The organism is Arthrobacter sp. NPDC057259 (assembly GCF_042668995.1).
Classification (GTDB): domain Bacteria; phylum Actinomycetota; class Actinomycetes; order Actinomycetales; family Micrococcaceae; genus Arthrobacter.
Genome location: NZ_JBHUYA010000007.1, coordinates 138355 through 160497, shown reverse-complemented (window position 1 = coordinate 160497; position 22143 = coordinate 138355). Strand labels below are relative to the sequence as shown.

The 22143-nt window shown below is 70.1% G+C and carries 18 protein-coding genes and 1 pseudogene; 18 read left to right on the top strand and 1 reads right to left on the bottom strand.

All coding sequences use genetic code 11. From position 1 onward, the window contains the following. The 16 genes and pseudogenes from murF (at position 1) to dnaE (ending at position 19393) form a co-directional block, all read left to right on the top strand. On the top strand, positions 1-1497 hold the full coding sequence (murF, locus tag ACFUCU_RS12960) for a UDP-N-acetylmuramoyl-tripeptide--D-alanyl-D-alanine ligase (protein WP_377973003.1): 1497 nt from the start codon (positions 1-3) through the stop codon (positions 1495-1497). Next, positions 1494-2603 carry a phospho-N-acetylmuramoyl-pentapeptide-transferase gene (mraY, locus tag ACFUCU_RS12955; RefSeq protein WP_364137849.1) on the top strand — a complete coding sequence of 370 codons (1110 nt, stop codon included), beginning with the start codon at positions 1494-1496 and terminating at the stop codon, positions 2601-2603. The genes murF and mraY overlap by 4 nt, the downstream gene beginning before the upstream one ends. Next, the gene (murD, locus tag ACFUCU_RS12950) at positions 2585-4186 is read left to right on the top strand and encodes a UDP-N-acetylmuramoyl-L-alanine--D-glutamate ligase (protein ID WP_377973002.1); all 1602 of its coding nucleotides are present in this window, start codon (positions 2585-2587) and stop codon (positions 4184-4186) included. The genes mraY and murD overlap by 19 nt, the downstream gene beginning before the upstream one ends. Positions 4187-4188: 2 nt before the next feature. After that, a pseudogene (gene ftsW / locus ACFUCU_RS12945) lies at positions 4189-5433 on the top strand (putative lipid II flippase FtsW); the annotation flags it as partial. Between the two features lie 302 nt (positions 5434-5735). Further along, positions 5736-6902 carry an undecaprenyldiphospho-muramoylpentapeptide beta-N-acetylglucosaminyltransferase gene (gene murG / locus ACFUCU_RS12940; RefSeq protein WP_377973001.1) on the top strand — a complete coding sequence of 389 codons (1167 nt, stop codon included), beginning with the start codon at positions 5736-5738 and terminating at the stop codon, positions 6900-6902. A gap of 26 nt (positions 6903-6928) precedes the next feature. After that, positions 6929-8341 carry a UDP-N-acetylmuramate--L-alanine ligase gene (murC, locus tag ACFUCU_RS12935; protein WP_377973000.1) on the top strand — a complete coding sequence of 471 codons (1413 nt, stop codon included), beginning with the start codon at positions 6929-6931 and terminating at the stop codon, positions 8339-8341. Beyond that, complete coding sequence (locus ACFUCU_RS12930) at positions 8334-9251, top strand: cell division protein FtsQ/DivIB (protein WP_377972999.1); 918 nt, start codon at positions 8334-8336, stop codon at positions 9249-9251. Before murC ends, ACFUCU_RS12930 begins: the two co-directional genes overlap by 8 nt. Positions 9252-9453: 202 nt before the next feature. Further along, on the top strand, positions 9454-10668 hold the full coding sequence (gene ftsZ / locus ACFUCU_RS12925) for a cell division protein FtsZ (RefSeq protein ID WP_364137839.1): 1215 nt from the start codon (positions 9454-9456) through the stop codon (positions 10666-10668). 136 nt (positions 10669-10804) lie between these two features. Then, positions 10805-11524 carry a polyphenol oxidase family protein gene (locus ACFUCU_RS12920; protein WP_377972998.1) on the top strand — a complete coding sequence of 240 codons (720 nt, stop codon included), beginning with the start codon at positions 10805-10807 and terminating at the stop codon, positions 11522-11524. Beyond that, on the top strand, positions 11521-12267 hold the full coding sequence (locus ACFUCU_RS12915; RefSeq protein ID WP_377972997.1) for a YggS family pyridoxal phosphate-dependent enzyme: 747 nt from the start codon (positions 11521-11523) through the stop codon (positions 12265-12267). Before ACFUCU_RS12920 ends, ACFUCU_RS12915 begins: the two co-directional genes overlap by 4 nt. A 57-nt stretch (positions 12268-12324) precedes the next feature. Beyond that, entirely contained in the window at positions 12325-12855 is a 531-nt protein-coding gene (locus ACFUCU_RS12910; protein WP_290258180.1) for a cell division protein SepF, read from the top strand. A 136-nt stretch (positions 12856-12991) separates the two neighbouring features. Further along, positions 12992-13300, top strand: a complete 309-nt coding sequence (locus ACFUCU_RS12905) for a YggT family protein (protein WP_377972996.1) — start codon at positions 12992-12994, stop codon at positions 13298-13300. Positions 13301-13444: 144 nt separating this feature from the next. After that, on the top strand, positions 13445-14137 hold the full coding sequence (locus tag ACFUCU_RS12900) for a DivIVA domain-containing protein (RefSeq protein WP_377972995.1): 693 nt from the start codon (positions 13445-13447) through the stop codon (positions 14135-14137). A gap of 108 nt (positions 14138-14245) precedes the next feature. Next, positions 14246-14860, top strand: coding sequence for a signal peptidase II (gene lspA / locus ACFUCU_RS12895; RefSeq protein ID WP_377972994.1), 615 nt, complete (start codon positions 14246-14248; stop codon positions 14858-14860). After that, on the top strand, positions 14853-15800 hold the full coding sequence (locus tag ACFUCU_RS12890; protein WP_290258175.1) for an RluA family pseudouridine synthase: 948 nt from the start codon (positions 14853-14855) through the stop codon (positions 15798-15800). Before lspA ends, ACFUCU_RS12890 begins: the two co-directional genes overlap by 8 nt. A gap of 35 nt (positions 15801-15835) precedes the next feature. Then, positions 15836-19393: a DNA polymerase III subunit alpha gene (gene dnaE, locus ACFUCU_RS12885; RefSeq protein WP_290258173.1), complete on the top strand. Its 3558-nt coding sequence runs from the start codon at positions 15836-15838 to the stop codon at positions 19391-19393. Between the two features lie 4 nt (positions 19394-19397). Here dnaE and ACFUCU_RS12880 read toward each other — a convergent pair whose 3' ends face one another. Continuing rightward, on the bottom strand, positions 19398-19856 hold the full coding sequence (locus tag ACFUCU_RS12880; RefSeq protein WP_290258259.1) for a flavin reductase family protein: 459 nt from the start codon (positions 19854-19856) through the stop codon (positions 19398-19400). 201 nt (positions 19857-20057) lie between these two features. Between ACFUCU_RS12880 and ACFUCU_RS12875 the strand changes: the two genes are divergently transcribed. After that, entirely contained in the window at positions 20058-20666 is a 609-nt protein-coding gene (locus ACFUCU_RS12875; protein WP_377972993.1) for a hypothetical protein, read from the top strand. A 9-nt stretch (positions 20667-20675) separates the two neighbouring features. Beyond that, positions 20676-22085 carry a histidinol dehydrogenase gene (hisD, locus tag ACFUCU_RS12870; RefSeq protein WP_377972992.1) on the top strand — a complete coding sequence of 470 codons (1410 nt, stop codon included), beginning with the start codon at positions 20676-20678 and terminating at the stop codon, positions 22083-22085. Positions 22086-22143: the final 58 nt, after the last annotated feature.

Below are 22143 nucleotides of genomic sequence, written 5' to 3'. Positions count from 1 at the left end.
ATGATTGCATTTACCGCGGCGGAAATCGCCGACATAACCAACGGCCGGCTGGCCGCCGATCCGGAGCTCACGCCCGGGTCCGTGGTCACCGACTCCCGCGAAGCGACGCCGGGATCCCTCTACGTGGCCAAGCCCGGTGAGGCCGCCGACGGTCACGACTTCGTGGCCGCCGCCTTCGACCGCGGCGCGGTCCTGGCGCTGGCCGAGCGCGAGGTCTCCGACGCCGCCGGCCAGCCCTTCCCGGCCGTGATCGTCAAGGACGCGGTCCTTGCCATGGGCGCCCTCGCCGCCGAGGCCGTACGCCGGATCCGGCAGCACCGCGCCGCCGCCGGCGAGAACTTCACCGTGGTGGGCATCACCGGCTCCGCCGGCAAAACCACCACCAAGGATCTGCTGGCCGGCATCTTCTCCGGCTCCGGCGAGACTGTCGCGCCCCAGGGCTCCTACAACGGCGAGGTCGGCGTCCCGCTGACCGTCTTCAAGGCCGGCTTCGGCACCCGCTACCTCGTCATAGAAATGGGTGCCACCGGCGTCGGCCACATCACCTACCTCGCCGAAATGGTCCGCCCGGAGATCGGCGTCGTGCTCTGCGTCGGCACCGCCCACGCCGGCGAATTCGGCGGCGTCGAGAACATCGCCCGCGCCAAGGGCGAAATGGTCGAGGGCCTCTCGGCCGACGGCACCGCCGTGCTCAACCTCGACGACCCGCGCGTTGCGGCCATGGCCGCCAGGACCCAGGCCACCGTGCTGGGCTTCTCCGCCGAATCCGGGCAGACCGGCGCGGGCGTCCTCGCCACCAACGTCGAGCTCAACGCCGGCGGCAGCCCCGAATTCGACCTCGTGCTGCCCGACGGCGGCACGCACCACGTCTCCGCCCGCCTGATCGGCGCCCACCACCTGACCAACCTGCTGGCCGCCGCGTCCGCCGCGTTCGCCGCCGGCATCCCCGGCGCGCAGATCGCCGCGTCCCTCAGCAGCCAGACCGCCGCAAGCCGCTGGCGGATGGAACGCACCGAACGGGCCGACGGCGTCACCGTCATCAACGACGCCTACAACGCCAACCCCGAGTCGATGCGGGCCGCGCTCCGCACCCTGGCCGACCTCGGCCGCGGCCGGCGCACCTGGGCCGTACTCGGCGCCATGCTGGAACTGGGCGAGGACTCCATCCGCGAGCACACCGCCGTCGGCACCCAGGTGGTCCGGCTCAACATCTCCCGGCTCCTCGTGATCGGCCGGGAAGCCCGTGCCCTCTACGTCTCCGCCGTCAACGAGGGTTCCTGGGGCGACGAGTGCATCTTCGCCGAGGACGTCGAGGAGGCCTTCGGGATCCTCCAGGCCGAGCTCGAACCCGGCGACCTGGTCCTCTTCAAATCCTCCAACAGCATTGGCCTGCGCCACCTGGGGGACCGGATAGCATTAGCTGCACCGGCGCCGGACGCCGCCCCGGGCACCGGCCCGGACGCCACCCCTGCCACCGACGGGAGCACCCTGCCGTGATCGCACTGCTGATGGGCTCCGGACTGGCACTGCTGCTGTCCTTCCTCGGTACCCCGCTCTTCATCCGCTTCCTGGTCCGCAAGGGCTACGGGCAGTTCATCCGCGACGACGGACCCACCTCGCACCACACCAAGCGTGGCACCCCCACCATGGGCGGCGCCGTCGTGGTGGTGGGCGTCCTGATCGCCTACTTCGCCACGCACCTGGTGATGTGGTGGATGAACCCGGCCTCGCCGGGACCCACCGCCTCGGCCATGCTCCTGCTCTTCCTCATGGTGGGCATGGGCCTGGTGGGCTTCCTGGATGACTTCATCAAGATCTCCGCCCAGCGCAGCCTGGGCCTGAACGCCAAGGCCAAGCTCATCCTCCAGGCCGCGGTCGGCATCATCTTCGCCGTCCTCGCCCTGACCTTCCCGGACGAGAACGGCGTCACCCCGGCGTCGTACCAGATCTCCCTGGTCCGCGACATTCCCTGGCTCAACCTGGCCTTCGGCGGCACCGTGGTGGGCGCGATCCTTTTCGTCCTCTGGTCCAACCTGATCGTCACCGCCGCGACCAATGGCGTGAACCTCACCGACGGCCTGGACGGCCTCGCCGCCGGCGCCTCCGTGATGGTCTTCGGCGCCTACACGCTGATCGGGATCTGGCAGAGCAACCAGTCCTGCGGCTCGCCCCGGCAGGCCGGCGGCGGCTGCTACACCGTCCGCGACCCGCTGGACCTGGCCCTGCTGGCGGCCATCCTCAGCGCGGCCCTGGTGGGCTTCCTCTGGTGGAACACCTCCCCGGCCAAGATCTTCATGGGCGACACAGGCTCGCTCGCAATCGGCGGCGCCGTGGCCGGCTTCGCCATCCTGTCCCGCACCGAACTGCTGCTGGCCTTCATCGGCGGCCTGTTCGTCCTGATCACCCTCTCGGTCATCATCCAGGTGGGCTACTTCAAGATCACCAAGGGCAAGCGGTTCTTCAAGATGGCGCCGCTGCAGCACCACTTCGAACTCAAGGGCTGGGCCGAGGTCACGGTCGTGGTCCGGTTCTGGATTCTCTGCGGGCTGTTCGTTGCCGCCGGCCTCGGCATCTTCTACGCGGAATGGGTGGTACTGCTGTGATCGGCACGATTCCCGAACCCCTCGCCAGCTCGCCCCGGCTGGAGGGACTCACCAGCTGGGACGCCGACTGGGCCGGCCTGCGCGTGGTGGTGACCGGCATCGGTATCTCCGGCTTCGCCGCCGCGGACACCCTGATCGAGCTGGGTGCCCGCGTGGTGGTGGTGGATGCCGCCGAGACCCCCAAGGCCCTGGCCCAGGCGGACACGCTGAAGATCGTCGGCGCGGCCGGCGTGCTGCTCGGCGAGGACGCCGTTGGCTCCGTACCTACCGTGGACGGCCAGAAGCCGGACCTGATCGTCACGTCCCCGGGCTGGCGCCCGGACCAGGCCCTGCTCGCGGCCGCCGCGCGGGCGCACATCCCCATCTGGGGCGACGTCGAACTCGCCTGGCGGGTCCGCGTCCGTGAGGGCCGCAAGACCGCCGACTGGATCACCATCACCGGCACCAACGGCAAGACCACCACGGTGGGCCTGACCGAGTCGATGCTCCAGGCCGCCGGCCTGAAGGCGATCGCCGTCGGCAACGTGGGCACCCCCATCCTGGACGCGCTGCGCGACCCGGTGGACTACGACGTCTTCGCCGTGGAACTCTCCAGCTTCCAGCTGCACTGGAGCCACTCCATCTCCCCGGTGGCCAGCGTGTGCCTCAACGTCGCCGAGGACCACGTGGACTGGCACGGCTCCTACGACTCCTACCTCGCGGACAAGGCCAAGGTCTACGAACGGACCCAGAAGGCCTGCGTGTACAACGCCGAGCAGATCGAGACCGAGCGGATGGTCGAGGACGCCGACGTCGTCGAGGGCTGCCGCGCCGTCGCCTTCACCACCCTGACCCCGGCGATCAGCATGGTGGGCGTCGTCGAGGGCCTCCTCGTCGACCGCGCCTTCATCGCCGAACGCAAGGACAGCGCCGCCGAGCTCGCCTCCATGAGCGATCTCGGACCGGTGGCCCCGCGGCACATGGTGGCCAACGCCCTCGCCGCGGCCGCCCTGGTCCGCGCCTACGGGGTGGCACCCGCCGCCGTGCGGCAGGGCCTGCAGAACTACCTCCCGGGGGACCACCGCATCCAGCAGGTCGCGAAGCAGGGCGGGGTGCTTTGGATCAACGACTCCAAGGCCACCAACCCGCACGCCGCTGCCGCTTCGTTGGCCGCGTTCGAGCACGTCATCTGGATCGCCGGCGGCCTGTCCAAGGGTGTGAATTACGACTCACTGGTGCGCGACAACGCCGCCAGGCTAAAGGCCGTGGTGCTGATCGGGGCCGACTCCTCGGACCTGCTGGCCTCGCTCGAGCGACACGCGCCGGATGTCCCGGTGATCGGCCACGCCAAGGGTGAGACTGAAAAGGAGCAGACTGCCGGACCGGCCGACGCCGACGCAGCCCCCTCGCCGATTTTTGGCGAGACTGTGATGGCCCAGGCCGTAGCGTCCGCCGCACAGCTGGCCGCCCCGGGGGACACTGTGCTCCTGGCCCCGGCAGCTGCGTCCATGGATCAGTTCTCTTCCTATGCTCACCGTGGCGACGCCTTCATCGAAGCTGTCCGCGAGCTCGTGGAAGGGCAGGCTCAGACCACCGAGGAGTAGCAATGGTCAGCACGCCCACCCGTCCCGCCGCGGCACCCTCCGGCGGCACGGCCGCCGCCGGCCGCCTCCGCGGCTGGTACCGGATGTTCTGGTCCGCCCTCGAGGGCAACGGCCGGTCCCGGAACGGCTCCACCTACTACCTGATCCTCGGATCGACGCTGGCGCTCACGGCGATCGGCATCATGATGGTGCTCTCGGCCTCCAGCGTCGAGTCCATCGCCGCGGGGGAGTCACCCTATTCGGCGGCGCTGAAGCAGGGACTCTTCGCGGCGATCGGCGTCTTCGTCATGTTCGTCCTCTCGCGAGTGAACGTCGTCTGGCTCAAGCGCTTCGCCTGGCCGGCCATCTTCCTGGCCATCCTCCTGCTGGGCTTGGTGCTCCTGATCGGCCGCAGCACGCTGGGTAACCAGAACTGGATCGACGTCGGCCCCTTCACCTTCCAGCCCTCCGAGGCCGCAAAGCTGGCTCTGGCGCTCTGGATGGCCACGGTGCTGAACCGCAAGGCCGCGTTCCTCAGCCAGTGGCGGCACGTGGTTGTCCCCGTGGTATTCCCCGGCGCAGCCGCCATCCTCGGCCTGATCCTGGCCGGCAACGACCTCGGTACCGCCATGATCATCATGATCATCATGGCGGCCGGGCTGTTCTTCGCCGGGGTCCGGCTCTACCTGTTCGGGATCGCCGGCGTGGCGCTGGCGATCGGCACCGCCGTCCTGGCCGTGACCAGCCCCAACCGCATGTGCCGCATCCTCTCCTGGACCGGACAGACCTGCTCCGACGGCTCGGACCTGAACTACCAGTCCACCAACGGCCTCTACGGACTGGCCTCCGGCGGCTGGTTCGGCGTGGGCCTGGGCCAGAGCCGGCAGAAATACAGCTGGATCCCCGAGGCCCACAACGACTTCATCTTCGCGATCATCGGCGAGGAACTCGGCCTCATCGGCACGATCGTAGTCCTCATCCTCTTCGCCGTCCTCGGCACCGCGATCTACCGCGTGGTGGTGGCCCAGCAGGACCTGTTCCACCGCGTCCTGGCCGGCGCCATCATGGTCTGGCTGCTGGGACAGGCAACGGTCAACATGGCCGTCGTTACCGGCCTGCTGCCCGTGATTGGCCTGCCGCTGCCGTTCATCTCCTATGGCGGCTCGGCGCTCCTCATGTCCCTCAGCGCCGTCGGCGTCGTCCTGTCCCTCGCACGGGCGCAGATGGCGCCGGACATGCAGCCCAAGGGTCTGCTCCGCTTCGGCCCCGCCGGGTTCACCCGGATCCTGCGCCGCAGGGTCGTGGCCCGGCGCGAGGGAGAGACGACGACGGCGACGGCGCCCGCCAGGTCCTCCACGGCGAAGCCTGCCGCCTCCAAAGCCTCTGCCACCAAAGCCTCAGCAGCCACTCGCACGGCGCAGAGCACTAAGCAAGCCAGCACGAAGCAGGCCAGCACGAAGCAGGCCGGCACGAAGCCCGCCAGCCCGGCCCCGACGGCACCGGCCCTCCGGGCCGCCGGCACCCGGACCCCCAGCCCCAAGAACCCCGCACGGAAGCGTACCCAGACCTGATGAAGACCCCACCGCCCCTCTCCGTCGTCCTTGCCGGCGGCGGCACTGCCGGCCACATCAGCCCGCTGCTGGCGATCGCCAACGCCGTCAAGGAGGCAAGGCCGGACGCCGCCCTGCTGGCCGTCGGCACCCCCGGCGGCATGGAAACCCGGCTTGTGCCCGCCGCCGGGCTGGACCTCGCCACCGTGGACCGCGTGCCCTTCCCGCGCAAGCCGTCCAAGGCGCTCCTGCAGCTGCCGGGCAAGCTTGCCGGCGCCGTCCGGCAGGCCGGCGTCATCCTGGACGACGCCCGGGCCGATGTACTGGTGGGCGTCGGCGGCTACGTCTGCACTCCGCTCTACCTTGCGGCGTGGCGGCGAAAGATCCCCATCGTGGTCCACGAGGCCAACACCCGCCCGGGCCTGGCCAACCGGGTGGGCGCCCGCCTGAGCCGGCACGTCGCCGTCGCCTTCGCGGCCACCAGGCTGCGCGGCGCCCGCCACGTCGGCATGCCCATGCGCCGCGAGATCTCCGGGCTGGACCGGGCCGGCGCGCGCGCCGCTGCCCGCTCAGCGCTGGGCCTGGAGCAGGACAAGCCCACCCTGATCGTCACCGGGGGTTCCTCCGGCGCCCAGAGCATCAACCGGGCCATCGCCGCCGCTGCGGACGCCCTCGGCGCCGCCGGCATCCAGACGCTGCACATCACCGGCCGGGACAAAGCCGTCCACGACGCCCGGGGCCGCCTCCTCGAGGCACCGGGTTACCGCCAGGTCGAGTACATCGACGGCATGGAACTCGCCTACGCGGCCGCCGACCTGCTGCTGGCCCGCGCGGGTGCCGCGACCGTCTGCGAGGTGGCCGCCGTCGGGCTCCCCGCGGTGTTCGTGCCGCTGCCCATCGGCAACGGCGAGCAGGCCCTGAATGCCGCCGGGCTGGTCGACGCCGGGGCGGCGCTGCTGGTCGACGACGCCGCCTTCGACGCCGCGTGGATCACCGGCACCATCCTCCCGCTCCTGGGCGACCCGGCGCGGCTGGACCGGATGGCGCACGCCGCGGAGCAGTTCGGCATCCGCGACGCGGACCGGCGGATGGCCGCCCTGGTCCTCGAGGCCGCCGGCGCGGACGCCGGCACCGGCACGGGCGCCACAGACCCGACCACAGACCCCACGACGCAGGACAAGCAGTGACCGGCACGGCAGGAAGCGGTAAAGCAATGGCACAGGAAACCGGTACCGGCCAGGCGGCCGAACGCACCCAGGAGTCACTGGGGCGGGTCCACTTCATCGGCATCGGCGGCGTCGGCATGTCCGCCGTCGCGCGCATCATGGTGGCCCGCGGCGTGCCCGTCAGCGGCTCCGACGCCAAGGACCTGCCGGTGATGGCCGACCTCGCCGCCGCCGGCGCCCGGATCGCCGTCGGCTACGACGCGGCAAACCTTGGCGACGCCCAGACCGTGGTGGCCGGGTCAGCGATCCGCGCCGACAACCCTGAACTGGCCGCCGCCAGGGCCGCCGGGCTCCCGGTGCTGCACCGCTCCGAGGCGCTGGCCGCCGCCATGGCCCGGGACACCGCCGTCGCGGTCGCCGGCACCCACGGCAAGTCCACCACCACCTCCATGATCACCGTGCTGCTGCAGGGCGCCGGCCTGGACCCCTCCTTCGCCATCGGCGCGAACGTCCCGGCGCTCGGCGTGAACGCCGCCTCCGGGTCGTCGCCGGTGTTTATTGCCGAGGCGGACGAATCCGATGCCTCGTTCCTGAACTACCGCCCGCAGATCGAGGTGGTCACCAACGTCGAACCGGACCACCTGGACCACTACGGCACCGCCGAGGCCGTCTACGAATCCTTTGACCGCTTCACCGCGCTGCTTCCGGCCGACGGCCTGCTGGTCGCCTGCGCCGACGACGACGGCGCCCGGGACCTCGCCCGGCGCACCCGCGAACGCGGCACCACCCGCGTGCTCCTCTACGGCACCTCCCCGGAGTCCGACGTGATCCTGCACGACGGCGGCCGTGGCGCCCTCACGTTGGAAACGGCCACCGGACGCTACGACGTCGAATTGCAGGTCCCCGGCCGGCACAACGCGCTGAACGCCGCCGCCGCCTTCGCCGTGGCACTGGAGCTGGGTGTCGCGCCGGAGGCCGCCGCCGCCGCGCTGGGCGGCTTCACCGGCGCCGCCCGCCGCTTCGAGTACAAGGGCGAGGGCTGCGGCGTCCGCGTCTACGACGACTACGCCCACCACCCCACGGAGGTCCGCGCCGCCCTGGCCGCGGCCCGCTCGGTGGCCGGCGACCACCGGGTCCACGTGCTCTTCCAGCCGCACCTGTTCTCCCGGACCCGCGAATTCGCCCGGGAGTTCGCCGAGGCCCTCAACGCCGCGGACACCGCCTGGGTCCTGGACATCTACCCGGCCCGCGAAGACCCCATCCCCGGCGTCACCAGCCAGCTGATCGCCGACCACCTGGGCCCCAACGGGCACCTGGTGGGCCCCGGCGCGGACGCCGTCCAGGCCGTGCTGGCCGCCGCAGGCCCCGGCGACATCGTCCTCACCGCCGGCGCCGGCGACGTCACCGCGTACGGGCCGCTGCTGGTGGAGGCGCTCACCGCCGGGATCCCCGGTGCCTAGCTCCCGCCGGCCCGGCTACCCGCCCGCCCCGGGGAGCTCAAACCAGCGCAGTTCGACTCAGGGCAGCCCAAACCAGGGCAGTTCGGGCCGGGACGGCGCCCCGGCGTCCCGCACCGGCGTCATCTCGGCGACGAAGTCGGACCAGGGACCGGGCACGTCCGCGAGCCCGGCGCCGGCGCCGGCGCCCGGCAAGGTCCTGGCCTTCCCCGAACCGAAGGCCCGGCGGCGGCGCCGGATCGTCCTCGGCACCATCGCCGTCGTCGCGGTCCTGATCGCGGGGGTCATCGCCGCCGCCGTCTATTCGCCGTGGCTCGCAGTCCGCACGGTGACCGTGCAGGGCACCAGGATGCTCAGCCAGGACCAGATTCAGGCCGCGCTGGCACCTCTGCAGGGCAAGCCCCTGCCCCAGGTCAGCGACCGGGACGTCACCGCTCTGCTGCAGCCCCTGGTCCAAGTCAAGTCCGTGACCAGCCAGGCCCGGCCGCCGTCAACCCTGCAGGTGACCATCGTCGAGCGTGTCCCGGTGGCCCTGGTCAAGCAGGGCGAGGCCTTCCAGCTGGTGGACCCGGACGGGGTTCCGCTCGGAACCGCGCCGGATGCCGCGGCGGTGAAGCTTCCCGTCATCGACGGCGGGGGAGGGGCGCTGCCGCAGGACCTGTTCCACGCCATCACCGGCGTACTCGGCGCGCTGCCGCCGGACATCCTCGCCCGGCTCTCCGACGCCTCCGCCAAGTCCGTGGACGCCGTGGAACTGAAGCTCGTGGACGGGCAGACAATCGTCTGGGGGAACGCGGGGGAGAAGGACCTCAAGGCCCGGGTCCTGGCCGCCCTGCTGAAGGCGCCGGCGGACCCCAAGAACCCGGTCAAGGTCTACGACGTCAGCGTCCCGCGCCACCCCGTCACCCGCTGACGGCCGGCCGGGGAGATTGGCCATTTAGCCGGTATTAGCGCGACACGCTGAGCCGGTCATTGAATGTCCCCGGCCTAGCCAATAGCGTTCCAACTACGAGTTAGTTGACATAACTATAACCCTCAAGTCGAAGGTTAAGGTTAGCCTTTCAAGCTGGACTCCATCAGATTTCGCAATAGAACACGAACAAGGGACACGTAACGTGGCAGCTCCGCAGAATTACTTGGCCGTCATCAAGGTCGTCGGCATCGGCGGCGGTGGCGTGAACGCAGTCAACCGCATGATTGAGGTGGGACTTCGCGGCGTCGAATTCATCGCAATCAACACCGACGCGCAGGCGCTGCTGATGTCCGATGCCGACGTCAAGCTCGACGTCGGACGCGAGCTGACCCGTGGTCTCGGAGCCGGCGCGAACCCCGAGGTGGGCCGCCAGGCCGCCGAGGACCACGCCGATGAAATCGAAGAGGTGCTCCGCGGCGCGGACATGGTCTTCGTGACCGCCGGCGAAGGCGGCGGCACCGGCACCGGCGGCGCGCCCGTCGTGGCCCGCATCGCCCGGTCCCTCGGTGCCCTGACCATCGGCGTCGTCACCCGCCCGTTCACCTTCGAGGGCCGGCGCCGCGCCGGTTCCGCCGAGGCCGGCATCGACGCCCTGCGCGACGAGGTCGATACCCTCATCGTCATCCCGAACGACCGGCTGCTCTCGATCAGCGACCGCAACGTCTCGGTGCTGGACGCGTTCCGCTCCGCCGACCAGGTGCTGCTCTCCGGTGTCCAGGGCATCACCGACCTGATCACCACCCCCGGCCTGATCAACCTCGACTTCGCCGACGTCAAGTCCGTCATGCAGGGCGCCGGTTCGGCCCTGATGGGCATCGGCTCGGCCCGCGGCGAGGACCGGGCGGTCAAGGCCGCCGAGCTCGCCATCGCCTCCCCGCTGCTGGAAGCCTCGATCGACGGCGCCCACGGCGTCCTGCTCTCCATCCAGGGCGGCTCCGACCTGGGCCTGTTCGAAATCAACGAGGCGGCCCGCCTGGTGCAGGAGGTCGCGCACCCGGAAGCCAACATCATCTTCGGCGCCGTGATCGACGACGCCCTCGGCGACGAGGCCCGCGTCACCGTCATCGCCGCCGGCTTCGACGACGTCAAGGCCACCTCGCCGTCGATGGACCAGTCCCAGCCGGCCCCCGTACGCCAGGCCGCACCGGCTCCCGCCCCGGCCCAGGCTCCGGCCTCCGCCCCGGCGCAGCCGATGCACGCCGGCGTCGGTGCCTCGGGCCTGAGCAGCTGGGGCCAGCAGCGTCCCGCCGCCGTACCCGCCGATTCGGGCTTCGACGTGGACCTGCCCTCGGTCGTGGAGCCGGACCTGTCCGGCCGCCACTCCGATGACCTGGACGTCCCCGACTTCCTGAAGTAGGCCACCGGCACCACCCGCAGTACCCAGCATGGCACCGCCCCGGCGGTGCCATGCTGCGTTGCGGGCGGGTACCGTGGTGGAAGCGGAGGACATCCGCCCACAAAAGACAGCAACAACCGGAACAGTGGTGAGATACGTGTTTTCCTGGCGGGCAGAGGTGAGCCCCGGCGTGTGGGTTGCCTTCACGAACGCGGCGGCCGGCAACCTGGCCCTGCACGTCGGCGACGACCCCGCCGAGGTGCGCAGGCGACGGCAGGACCTCGCGGCGGAGGCCGGCGTGGGCCCGGACGGGTTCTCCTTCATGAACCAGGTGCACGGCAACGACGTCGCCGAGATCCCCGCGGACGCCGGCCGGGGTGTCGCCCCCACCGCCGACGCCCTGGTCTCCGCCGGCGCGCCGCTGGCCGTGATGGTGGCGGACTGCGTGCCGGTCGTCCTCGTGGGGGAGCGGGCCGCGGAGGACGGCGCCGGAGCCCCGGCCCCCGTCTTCGGCGTCGCCCACGCCGGCCGTCCGGGCACCGCCGCCGGGGTTGTCCCCGCCGCCGTGGACCGGATGCGCGCCCTCGGTGCCGGGGCTACCCGGGCCTGGATCGGCCCCTCCGTCTGCGGCCGCTGCTACGAGGTGCCCGCGGAGCTTCGCGAGGAGGTGGCCGCCGCCGTCCCCGCCACCTGGACCACCACCGCGCAGGGAACCCCCGGGCTCGACCTCCCCGCCGGGGTGCGGAGCCAGCTCGAGGCCGCCGGCGTCGAGGTCGTGTACAGCGGCGGCTGCACGCTCGAAGACCCTGAGCTCTTTTCCTACCGCCGGGACGCCTCCACCGGGCGCTTCGCCGGCCTGGTCTGGGCGGCGGCATGAGCGGCGCACCGGCCCCGGATCCCGGGGCGGATCCCCGCACCGCGCAGCTCTCCGAACGGCTCACCGCGGTGCGCAGGCGCATCGCATCGGCCGCGGAGGCCGCCGGCCGCGGGGCGGACCTGCCGCAGCTGATCGTGGTCACCAAGTTCCACCCCGCCGCCGACGTGGCACGCCTGGCCTCCCTGGGCGTCACCGACGTCGGCGAAAACCGCGACCAGGAGGCCGAGGAGAAGGCGGCCGAACTTTCCGCCCTGGCCCTCCGCTGGCACTTCGTCGGCCAGCTCCAGACCAACAAGGCCAAGTCCGTGGTCCGCTACGCCGCCGCCGTGCACTCCGTGGACCGGCCGCAGCTGGCAACCGCCCTCGCCAAGGCCATCGCCGTAGAACAGGACAGCACCGGCCGGGACGACCTCGGCTGCTTCATCCAGGTCAGCCTGGCCGAAGACGCCGACGGCAACCGCGGCGGCGCGCTGCCCGCGACCGTGCCGGAGCTCGCCGCCCAACTCGCCGACGCGCCCGGCCTCCGGCTGGCCGGCGTCATGGCCGTCGCACCGCTCGGCGCACCGCCCGAACCCGCGTTCGAAAAACTCGCCGGTATCGCCGCGGCGCTGCGCGCAGACTTTCCGCAGGCCAGCGGCATTTCCGCGGGAATGAGCCAGGACCTGGAGGCCGCGATCCGGCACGGGGCGACACACCTGCGAATTGGCTCCGATATTCTCGGTCCGCGTCCGGCCGTGCGGTAGGTTCAACGTATTGGAAGGTAATGGCGGGGCAGTACTGACACGATTAGGAGTGGACCCATGGCTGGCGCTCTGCGCAAGACAATGATCTATCTTGGGCTCGCCGACGGCGATGAACACTACGAGTCTGACCATCACACCCCGCACAAGGATGAGGACGAACCTATGGAGCACGACCGCGAGGAGCGCCGCGCCCCGGCCCCCGTCCGCGAAGCCCCCCGGGAAGAGCCCTATGCCGCCGAAGAGGAATACCGCGCACCCGTGACACCCATCAAGCGAGCGGCCGCCAGCCGCGAAGAGACCTCCGGCCTCCGGCAGATCACCACGATCCACCCGCGGTCCTACAACGACGCGAAGCTGATCGGTGAGAGCTTCCGCGACGGCATCCCGGTGATCATGAACGTCACGGACATGGGGGAGGCGGACGCCAAGCGGCTGGTCGACTTCTCCGCCGGACTGGTCTTCGGCCTCCGGGGCAGCATCGAACGGGTCACCAACAAGGTGTTCCTGCTCTCGCCCTCCTACGTCGAGGTGATCGGCGACGACAAGAAGGCCAGCGAGACCACGGCCTCCTTCTTCAACCAAAGCTAGTCCCTGATTCCGGCGGGGCGGCCAGGCAGGATCACCTGCCCGGCCGCCCCGCCGGAATTTTCGTGTTGAAATAGAAGCGCACCCCCGGCCAGGACACTGCGGTATCCGGAACGAACATGGAGAACTGAACTAACTCATGGGAATTGTTTTCGGGCTGATCTATGTCGCGCTGCTGCTCTTCTTTGTCGCGCTGATCGTGCGCCTGGTTTTCGACTGGGTCCAGATGTTCGCGCGCAGCTGGCGTCCCCGCGGCGCGGCGCTGATTACCGCCCACGCGGTGTACGCCGTGACGGACAAGCCGCTCAAGCTGCTGCGCCGGATTCTCCCGCCGCTCCGGCTCGGCGGAATCTCGCTGGACCTTGCATTCCTGGTCCTCTTCCTGGCGGTCTCGATTGCCATGGGAGTAGCCAGGTCACTGACCTACGCGACGGCCGTCGCCATCTGACGCGGCCCGCGGACAGCACCATCATCAGATAAAAACTCCGGTCCAACACTGCGGTGTTGAATTAGAGGAACCAGACCATATTTAGGTACCGTAGTTTTGACGGCCGGAAGGCCTCCTGACTAACTAGACCAACGAGGTGACCAGATGGCTTTGACGCCAGAAGACGTTGTCAACAAGCGCTTTCAGCCGACCAAGTTCCGCGAAGGATACGACCAGGACGAGGTTGACGACTTCCTGGACGAAATCGTCGTCGAACTCCGACGCCTGAACCAGGAAAACGACGAGCTCCGCAAGAAGCTCGCCGAGGCCGGTTCCGGCACGGCTGCGGCCCCCGCCGCGGCCGCACCCGTCGTGGAAAAGGTCCCCGCACCCGTCAAGGCCGAGCAGGATGACCGCGCCAAGGCCGAGGCCAAGGCCAAGGCCGAAGCCGACGCAAAGGCCGCCGAAGTCGCGAAGAAGAAGGAAGCCGAAAAGGCTCCCGCCCCCGCCGCTGCGGCCCCCGTCGCCGCCTCCGCCTCCGCGGAATCCGCCGCCGGCCTGCTGGCCATGGCGCAGCAGATGCACGACAAGCACATCGCCGACGGCGAGCAGCAGCGCGACAAGATCATCGCCGAGGCACAGATCGAAGCCAGCAGCCTGGTCAACGACGCGCAGGAGAAGTCCCGCAAGATCCTGGGCGCCCTCGAGCAGCAGCGCTCCGTCCTGGAACGCAAGGTCGAGCAGCTCCGCGGCTTCGAGCGCGACTACCGCTCCCGCCTGAAGGCCTACATCGAGGGCCAGCTGCGTGACCTGGACGCCCGCGGTTCCGTCGCGGCCCCCGAGGTCGAAGCGAACTAGTCGAAGCGGACCACCAGCTTCAGCACGTATTCTGAAAGCCGGTGGCTGAGGACTCCTCGGCCACCGGCTTTTTGCATGTGGCATGACCGGAATCGGAACGAAAGCACTATGACGAACGCACCAACCCCCGCCGTCCCCCGGGACGCACCCGCGCGCAGGCCGCGCCGCGGGCTCCTGCTCTCTCTGTTCGCGGGCTTCGCCGTGTTCGCCTACGTCTTCGACCAGCTCACCAAGCTGTGGGTCACCTCCACCATGATCGAGGGGGAGCGGACCCCGGTCCTGCCCCCGCTGCTGCACTGGTATTACATCCGGAACTCCGGCGCCGCGTTCTCCATCGGCGAGAACGTCACCTGGGTCTTCACCATCATCATGGCCGCCGTCTCCGTGGCCATCCTGCTTCAGCTGCGCAAGCTCGGCTCCGCCTGGTGGGCGCTGGCCCTGGGCCTGCTGCTCGGCGGCGCCCTGGGCAACCTGACCGACAGGCTCTTCCGCGACCCGTCCTTCGGCATGGGCCACGTGGTGGACTTCATCCAGCTCCCCAACTTCGCCATCTTCAACATCGCCGACTCCGCGGTCGTGTCCTCCGTGGTGATCATCTGCCTCCTGACCCTGCGCGGCATCCCGCTGGACGGCGTCCGGCGGCGCGAGGAAGCCCACGACGGCGACGAGCCCGACGCCGCAAAGCACGACGCAGACAAGCACGACGGCGACGGCCATGTCTGAGCCGGCAGCCGGCGCGGCCCGGCACTACACCGTCCCCCAGGAGCTCGCCGGCGCCCGCATCGACGCGGGGCTGGCCCGCCTCATGGACATCTCCCGGTCCCAGGCCGCGGCGCTGATCGCCGAGGGACACGTCAGCACCGGCGGCAAGCCGGTCGGAAAGTCGCTGAAGCTCAGCGCCGGCGCCGGACTCGACGTCGTCGTCCCGGACCGCAGGGACCCCCTGGAAGTGGTGGAGGAAGTCGTGGAAGGCCTCACAATCCTGCTCGACGACGATGATTTCGTCGTGATCGACAAGCCCGTCGGCGTCGCCGCGCACCCCTCGCCCGGCTGGGTGGGGCCCACGGTCGTCGGCGGCCTCGCCGGCGCCGGGTACCGGATCTCCACCTCCGGCGCCACCGAACGCGCCGGGATCGTGCACCGGCTCGACGTCGGCACCTCCGGGGTCATGGTGGTCGCCAAGACCGAGGACGCGTACACCAAGCTCAAGCGGGCCTTCAAGGACCGCACCGTGGACAAGGTCTACCACGCCGTCGTCCAGGGCCTCCCGGACCCGCTCGCAGGCACCATCGACGCACCCATCGGCCGCCACCCGGGCCACGACTGGCGCTTCGCCGTCGTCGAGGACGGCCGCGACTCGGTCACCCACTACGAGGTCCTCGAGGCGTTCGGCAAGGCGTCCCTGGTGGAAGTGCACCTGGAAACCGGGCGCACCCACCAGATCCGCGTGCACTTCTCAGCGCTCCGCCACCCCTGCGCCGGAGACCTGACCTACGGCGCCGACCCGCGGCTGGCCGCCACCCTGGGCCTGACCCGGCAGTGGCTGCACGCCCGGCAGCTCTCCTTCGACCACCCCCGGACGGGGGAGCGGGTCACCGTCACCAGCGACTACCCGCAGGACCTGCAGTACGCGCTCGAGGTCCTCGCCTCCGGCAACGCCTGACGCCCACCGTCCGTGCCCGGCACTAGAATGAACCGGTGACTTCCAGCAACAATTCGTTCGTCCATCTCCACAACCACACCGAATACTCCATGCTGGACGGCGCCGCCCGGCTCGGGGAACTGTTCGATGAGACCGGACGGCTGGGCATGCCGGCGCTGGCCACCACGGACCACGGCTACCTGTTCGGCGCCTTCGACTTCTGGAAGCGCGCCACCGACGCCGGCATCAAGCCGATCATCGGCGTCGAGGCCTACGTCACGCCCGGCACCGCCCGCACGGACAAGACCAGGGTGCGCTGGGGCGAGGAAAACCAGCGCAAGGACGACATCTCCGGCGGCGGCGCGTACACGCACATGACGCTGCTGAGCTATAACAACACCGGGATGCGGAACCTCTTCCGCGCCTCCTCGATCGCGTCCCTGGACTCCGTCTTCGGCAAGTGGCCGCGGCTGGACCGGGAGCTGCTGAACACCTACTCAGAGGGGCTCATCGCCACCACCGGCTGCCCCTCCGGCGAGGTGCAGACCCGGCTCCGGCTGGGCCAGTACCGGGAGGCGCTGGAAGCCGCCGCCGAGTTCCGCGACATCTTCGGCGCGGAGAACTACTTCTGCGAACTGATGGACCACGGCCTGGACATCGAACGCCGCGTCACCGGCGACCTGCTGCGCCTGGCCAAGGAACTGAACCTCCCGCTGGTGGCCACGAACGACCTGCACTACACCCACGAGCACGACGCCAAGGCCCACGAGGCGCTGCTGGCCATCCAGTCCGGCTCCACCCTGCTCGAACCCACCTACGACAACGGCGGCTCGCGGTTCGCTTTCTCTGGCAGCGGCTACTACCTGAAGTCCCCGCAGGAGATGCGCGAGCTCTTCCGGGACCACCCGGACGCCTGCGACAACACCCTGCTGATCGCCGAGCGCTGCGATGTCTCCTTCAACACCGGCGCCAACTACATGCCCCGCTTCCCCTGCCCCGAGGGCGAGGACGAGACCTCATGGCTGGTCAAGGAGGTGGACAAGGGCCTGCACTACCGGTACCCGCAGGGCATCCCTGACAAGGTCCGCGCCCAGGCCGACTACGAACTCGACGTCATCACCTCGATGGGCTTCCCCGGCTACTTCCTGGTGGTCGCGGACTTCATCAACTGGGCCAAGAACAACGGCATCCGCGTCGGTCCCGGCCGTGGCTCCGGCGCCGGCTCCATGGTGGCCTACGCCATGCGCATCACCGACCTGGACCCGCTGCACCACGGCCTGATCTTCGAACGGTTCCTCAACCCGGACCGCGTCTCCATGCCCGACTTCGACGTCGACTTCGATGACCGCCGCCGGTCCGAGGTGATCGACTACGTGACGAAGAAGTACGGCGACGAGCGCGTGGCCATGATCGTTACCTACGGCACCATCAAGACCAAGCAGGCGCTCAAGGACTCCTCCCGCGTGCTGGGCTACCCGTTCAGCATGGGCGAGACCCTCACCAAGGCGCTGCCCCCGGCGGTCATGGCCAAGGACATCCCGCTGGCGGATATCCAGAACCCCGAGGCCAAGCGCTACGGCGAGGCCGGGGACTTCCGGCAGCTGATCGCCACCGATCCGGAGGCCGCCAAGGTCTTCGAGACCGCCCTCGGCATCGAGGGCCTGAAGCGCCAGTGGGGCGTGCACGCCGCCGGCGTCATCATGTCCTCCGATCCCATCATCGACGTCATCCCGATCATGCGTCGCTTCCAGGACGGCCAGGTCATCACCCAGTTCGACTACCCGACGTCCGAGGGCCTGGGCCTGATCAAGATGGACTTCCTGGGCCTGCGGAACCTGACGATCATTTCCGACGCCCTGGAAAACATCAAAATGAACCGCGGCGTCGACCTTGACCTGGAATCCCTGGCCCTGGACGACGCCGCCTCCTACGAGCTGCTGGCCCGCGGTGACACCCTGGGCGTCTTCCAGCTCGACGGCGGGCCCATGCGGTCGCTGCTGAAGCTGATGAAGCCGGACAACTTCGAAGACATCTCCGCCGTCCTGGCCCTCTACCGGCCGGGCCCGATGGGCGCCAACGCGCACAACGACTACGCGCTGCGCAAAAACGGCATCCAGCCGGTCATCCCCATCCACCCGGAGCTGGAGGAACCGCTCGCCGAGATCCTCGGCGGCACGTACGGCCTGATCGTGTACCAGGAGCAGGTCATGGCCGTGGCGCAGAAGCTCGCCGGCTACAGCCTTGGCCAGGCCGACATCCTCCGCCGCGCCATGGGCAAGAAGAAGAAGTCGGAACTGGACAAGCAGTTCGCCGGCTTCTCCCAGGGCATGCAGGACAACGGCTACTCCATGGACGCCGTGAAGACCCTCTGGGACATCCTGCTCCCGTTCTCCGACTACGCCTTCAACAAGGCCCACTCGGCCGCCTACGGCGTGATCTCCTACTGGACCGCCTACCTGAAGGCCCACTACGCCCAGGAGTACATGGCGGCCCTGCTGACCAGCGTCGGCGACGACAAGGACAAGTCGGCCATCTACCTGAACGAGTGCCGCCGGATGGGCATCACGGTGCTGCCGCCGGACGTCAACGAGTCCGCGTTGAACTTCACCCCGGTGGGCAACGACATCCGCTTCGGCATGGGCGCCATCCGCAACGTCGGCGCCAACGCCGTCGACGCCATGGTGGCCGCCCGCGAACGCGAGGGCGCCTTCACCTCCTTCAAGGACTTCCTGATGAAGGTCCCGGCCGTGGTCTGCAACAAGCGCACCATCGAATCCCTCATCAAGGCCGGCGCCTTCGACTCGCTGGGCCACCACCGGCGCGCCCTCGCCATGGTCCACGAAGAGGCGATCGACTCCGTCATCACGCTCAAGCGCAACGAGGCCATCGGCCAGTTCGACCTGTTCGCCGGGATCGAGGACACCGAATCGGAGTCCTCGCTCAGCATCGACATCCCGGACCTGCCCGAATGGGAGAAGAAGGACAAGCTCTCCTTCGAACGGGACATGCTGGGCCTCTACGTCTCGGACCACCCGCTGCAGGGCCTGGAGGGCGTCCTGACCCAGCACGCGGACCAGTCCATCACCTCGATCATCGCCGAGGACGGCCCGCACGACGGCGCCATCATCACCATCGCGGGCATGATCACCTCGCTGAGCCGGCGGATCGCCAAGGCCAGCGGCAACGCCTACGCCCGCGCCGAGATCGAGGACCTCGGCGGCTCGGTGGAGGTGATGTTCTTCGGCCAGGTCTACGGCCCCATCGCCTCCGTCCTGGCCGAGGACCTGATCGTCGTCGTCAAGGGCCGCCTGCAGCGCCGGGACGACGGGGCCATCGCGGTGAACTGCATGGAACTCTCCGTGCCGGACCTCAGCGAGGGCTTGGACGGGCCGCTGGTCATCACCATGCCCACGCACAAAGCCACCGAGGCCGTCGTGAACGAACTCGGCGAGGTCCTGAAGACCCACCGGGGCAAGTCCGAGGTGCGGCTGCACCTGCACGGCGACTCACGCGTGGAGGTGATGGGCCTGCCGGTGCACCTGCGGGTCAACCCGAGCCCCTCGCTCTACGGCGACCTCAAGGTCCTCCTCGGGCCGACGTGCCTGGACGGGTAGGGGCTCAGATCTCGTAGTCCAGCGGCACCGGCTGGGAGTAGGCGCCGCCGTGGTAGAGCAGCGGCACGGAGGCGCCGCCGACCGCGCCGTCGACCACTTCGACGACCACGACGGCGTTGTTCTCGAAGGACAGGCGCATCTGGATCTTTCCGATCAGCCAGCCGGAGACGTCCTTAAGGACCGGGACCCCGTGCGGTCCCTCCTCCCAGTGGTCGCCCTCGAAGCGGTCCCGGCCGCGGGCGAAGCGGTCGGCCAGGGTCTGATTCTCCAGGCCCAGCATGTGAACGCCGATGTAGCTGGAGTTGGCGACGGCGGGCCATGAACTGGACGTCCGGGCCATGTTGAAGGTGAACCGGGGCGGCTTGGCCGACAGCGACGCCACCGAGGTGGCCGTGAACCCGTAGGGAGCCCCGTTGTAGCTCGCGGTGATGATGGCGACGCCCGCGGCGTGCCGGCGGAACATTTCCTTGAACGTTCCCTCGAAGGGCTCTTCGGCTGACGACACGGTGGTCCATCTCCCTGCTGTGGTGCGGCTGTTGCTGGTGCCAGCGTATTCCCGCAACGCCCGACGGCGGTATTCGGCCGGTCGCGGGGCGCCGCGCGGCGTCATCCTGGCCCGGCCGGCGTGCCGGAGGGCGCGGAATCCTGGGTTAAGGTTTGTTGCATGACACAACCCGCGGTGCACCCGCCCGTCGACCCCCACGGCTCCGGCGCCGCGCCCACCGGCGGCACGCCTGGGGATACCGCCGGCACCGGCGGGACAGGATGGGGCAACGGCGCCGACACCGGCGTGCCCGCGTCCAGGCGCCGGAGGGTGCCGTGGCGCGGACTGCTGGTCATCGCCCTGGCCGGGATCCCGGTCGGACTGCTCTGGTGGGCCCTGGCACCCACCGGCCTGAACCTGATCAGCCGCGACCCGGCGCTGGCCAGCGGCAGCAACCCCTCCACCTGGCTGCCCCGGGACCTGGTCCTGGCCGGGCTCTACCTGGCGGCCGGCTGCGTCGGCGGGATCCTGGCCGCCGGCAGTAAGCCGGCCAGCCTCCCGCCGCTGACCGTCATCGGCGCCGTCGCCGCGGGCGCCGTCGGGGCGCTCCTGGCGTGGGGGACCGGCGTCCTGGCCGGCGCGGTCTTCACCCCGGCCGGGGACACCTCCGCCAGTGCCAGCATCGCCTTCTCGCTGCGGGCCTACGCCGTGCTGCTGGTCTGGCCCGCGGCCACCGCGCTGTCCATCTTCGTCGCCTCCCTGTTCGGCCACCCTGACCAGGAGCCGTAAAATAGGCGGGTGACTTCCTCTGCCGACCGCCCCGCGTCCCTGGTACCCGCCTCCACCGGCCTTGATTTCCGGACCGTGGACGTCCGCGGCCGGCAGCTGAGCCTCGCCGGCCTCCGCGCCGCCGTCCCGCGGGCCCAGCACGGCACCGTGGCCGACGCCGAGGGCAAGGTCCAGGAGATCATCGCCGACGTCCGCGCCCGCGGCCTCGCCGCGCTGAGCGACCTCGCCCGGCGGTTCGACGGCGTCGAGCAGTCCCACCCCAGGGTGCCGGCAGAGGCCCTGCAGTCCGCGCTGGACGGCCTGGACCCGGAGGTGCGCGCCGCGCTGGAGGAATCCATCCGCCGCGCCCGGCTCTTCGCCGATGCCCAGCGCCCGGCCAACACCGACGTCGCACTGGGCGACGGCGCGGTGGTCAGCCAGAACTGGGTGCCGGTCTCCCGCGTGGGCCTCTACGTTCCCGGCGGCCTGGCGGTCTACCCCTCGTCGGTGATCATGAACGTGGTCCCGGCGCTGGCCGCGGGCGTGCCCTCGATCGCGCTGGCTTCGCCGCCGCAGAAGGACTTCGGCGGCCTGCCGCACCCCACCATCCTCGCCGCCGCCGCGCTGCTGGGCATCGATGAGGTCTACGGGATCGGCGGGGCGCAGGCCATCGCCGCCTTCGCCTACGGCGTTCCCGCGGACGGCTCCCCGGCGGACGCATCCGACACCGCCCTGCCCGGCATCGACCCGGTGGACGTCGTCACCGGCCCGGGGAACATCTTCGTCGCCACCGCCAAGCGCCTGGTCAAGGGCGCTGTCGGCATCGACTCGGAGGCCGGCACCACCGAGATCGCGATCCTGGCCGACGCCACCGCCCGCCCCGGGCTCGTGGCGGCGGACCTGATCAGCCAGGCCGAGCACGACCCCAAGGCCGCCTCGGTCCTCATCACCGACTCCGAGGATCTCGCCGCGGCCGTGCGCCGGGAGCTCGACACCCAGGCCGCCGCCACCAAGCACAGCGCCCGCGTCCGGGAAGCCCTCTCCGGCCCGCAGTCCGGCGTCGTCCTGGTCGAGGACCTGGAGCAGGGAATCGCCGCCTGCGACGCCTACGCCGCCGAGCACCTGGAAATCATGACCTCGGATGCCGCCGCCGTCGCCGCCCGGATCCGCAACGCCGGCGCCATCTTCGTGGGCGACTACAGCCCGGTCAGCCTGGGCGACTACTGCGCCGGGTCCAACCACGTGCTGCCCACCAGCGGCACCGCGGCCTTCTCCTCGGGCTTGAACGTCACCACCTTCCTGCGCGCCATCCAGGTCATCAACTACGACCGGGCCGCGCTGGAGGTCGTCAGCCGGCACATCGTCAGCCTGTCGGTGGCCGAGGACCTGCCGGCGCATGGCGAGGCCGTGACCGCCCGGTTCGCCAACCACAACATGTAGTAATTACAGGCTTGTTATTCGCCCAGATCTAGTCGTAGACTGAATCCGGAAGCCCCGC

Bases quoted from the DNA above. Each gene is read 5' to 3' on its own strand.
- ACFUCU_RS12890 (WP_290258175.1), top strand. From the start codon at position 14,853: ATGTCTGAGCCGGCAGCCGGCGCGGCCCGGCACTACACCGTCCCCCAG.
- ACFUCU_RS12880 (WP_290258259.1), bottom strand. From the start codon at position 19,856: ATGTTCCGCCGGCACGCCGCGGGCGTCGCCATCATCACCGCGAGCTAC.
- ACFUCU_RS12900 (WP_377972995.1), top strand. From the start codon at position 13,445: ATGGCTTTGACGCCAGAAGACGTTGTCAACAAGCGCTTTCAGCCGACC.
- lspA (WP_377972994.1), top strand. From the start codon at position 14,246: ATGACGAACGCACCAACCCCCGCCGTCCCCCGGGACGCACCCGCGCGC.
- ACFUCU_RS12910 (WP_290258180.1), top strand. From the start codon at position 12,325: ATGGCTGGCGCTCTGCGCAAGACAATGATCTATCTTGGGCTCGCCGAC.
- murD (WP_377973002.1), top strand. From the start codon at position 2,585: ATGGGTGGTACTGCTGTGATCGGCACGATTCCCGAACCCCTCGCCAGC.
- murG (WP_377973001.1), top strand. From the start codon at position 5,736: ATGAAGACCCCACCGCCCCTCTCCGTCGTCCTTGCCGGCGGCGGCACT.
- ACFUCU_RS12915 (WP_377972997.1), top strand. From the start codon at position 11,521: ATGAGCGGCGCACCGGCCCCGGATCCCGGGGCGGATCCCCGCACCGCG.
- murF (WP_377973003.1), top strand. From the start codon at position 1: ATGATTGCATTTACCGCGGCGGAAATCGCCGACATAACCAACGGCCGG.
- ACFUCU_RS12875 (WP_377972993.1), top strand. From the start codon at position 20,058: ATGACACAACCCGCGGTGCACCCGCCCGTCGACCCCCACGGCTCCGGC.
- murC (WP_377973000.1), top strand. From the start codon at position 6,929: ATGGCACAGGAAACCGGTACCGGCCAGGCGGCCGAACGCACCCAGGAG.
- ACFUCU_RS12905 (WP_377972996.1), top strand. From the start codon at position 12,992: ATGGGAATTGTTTTCGGGCTGATCTATGTCGCGCTGCTGCTCTTCTTT.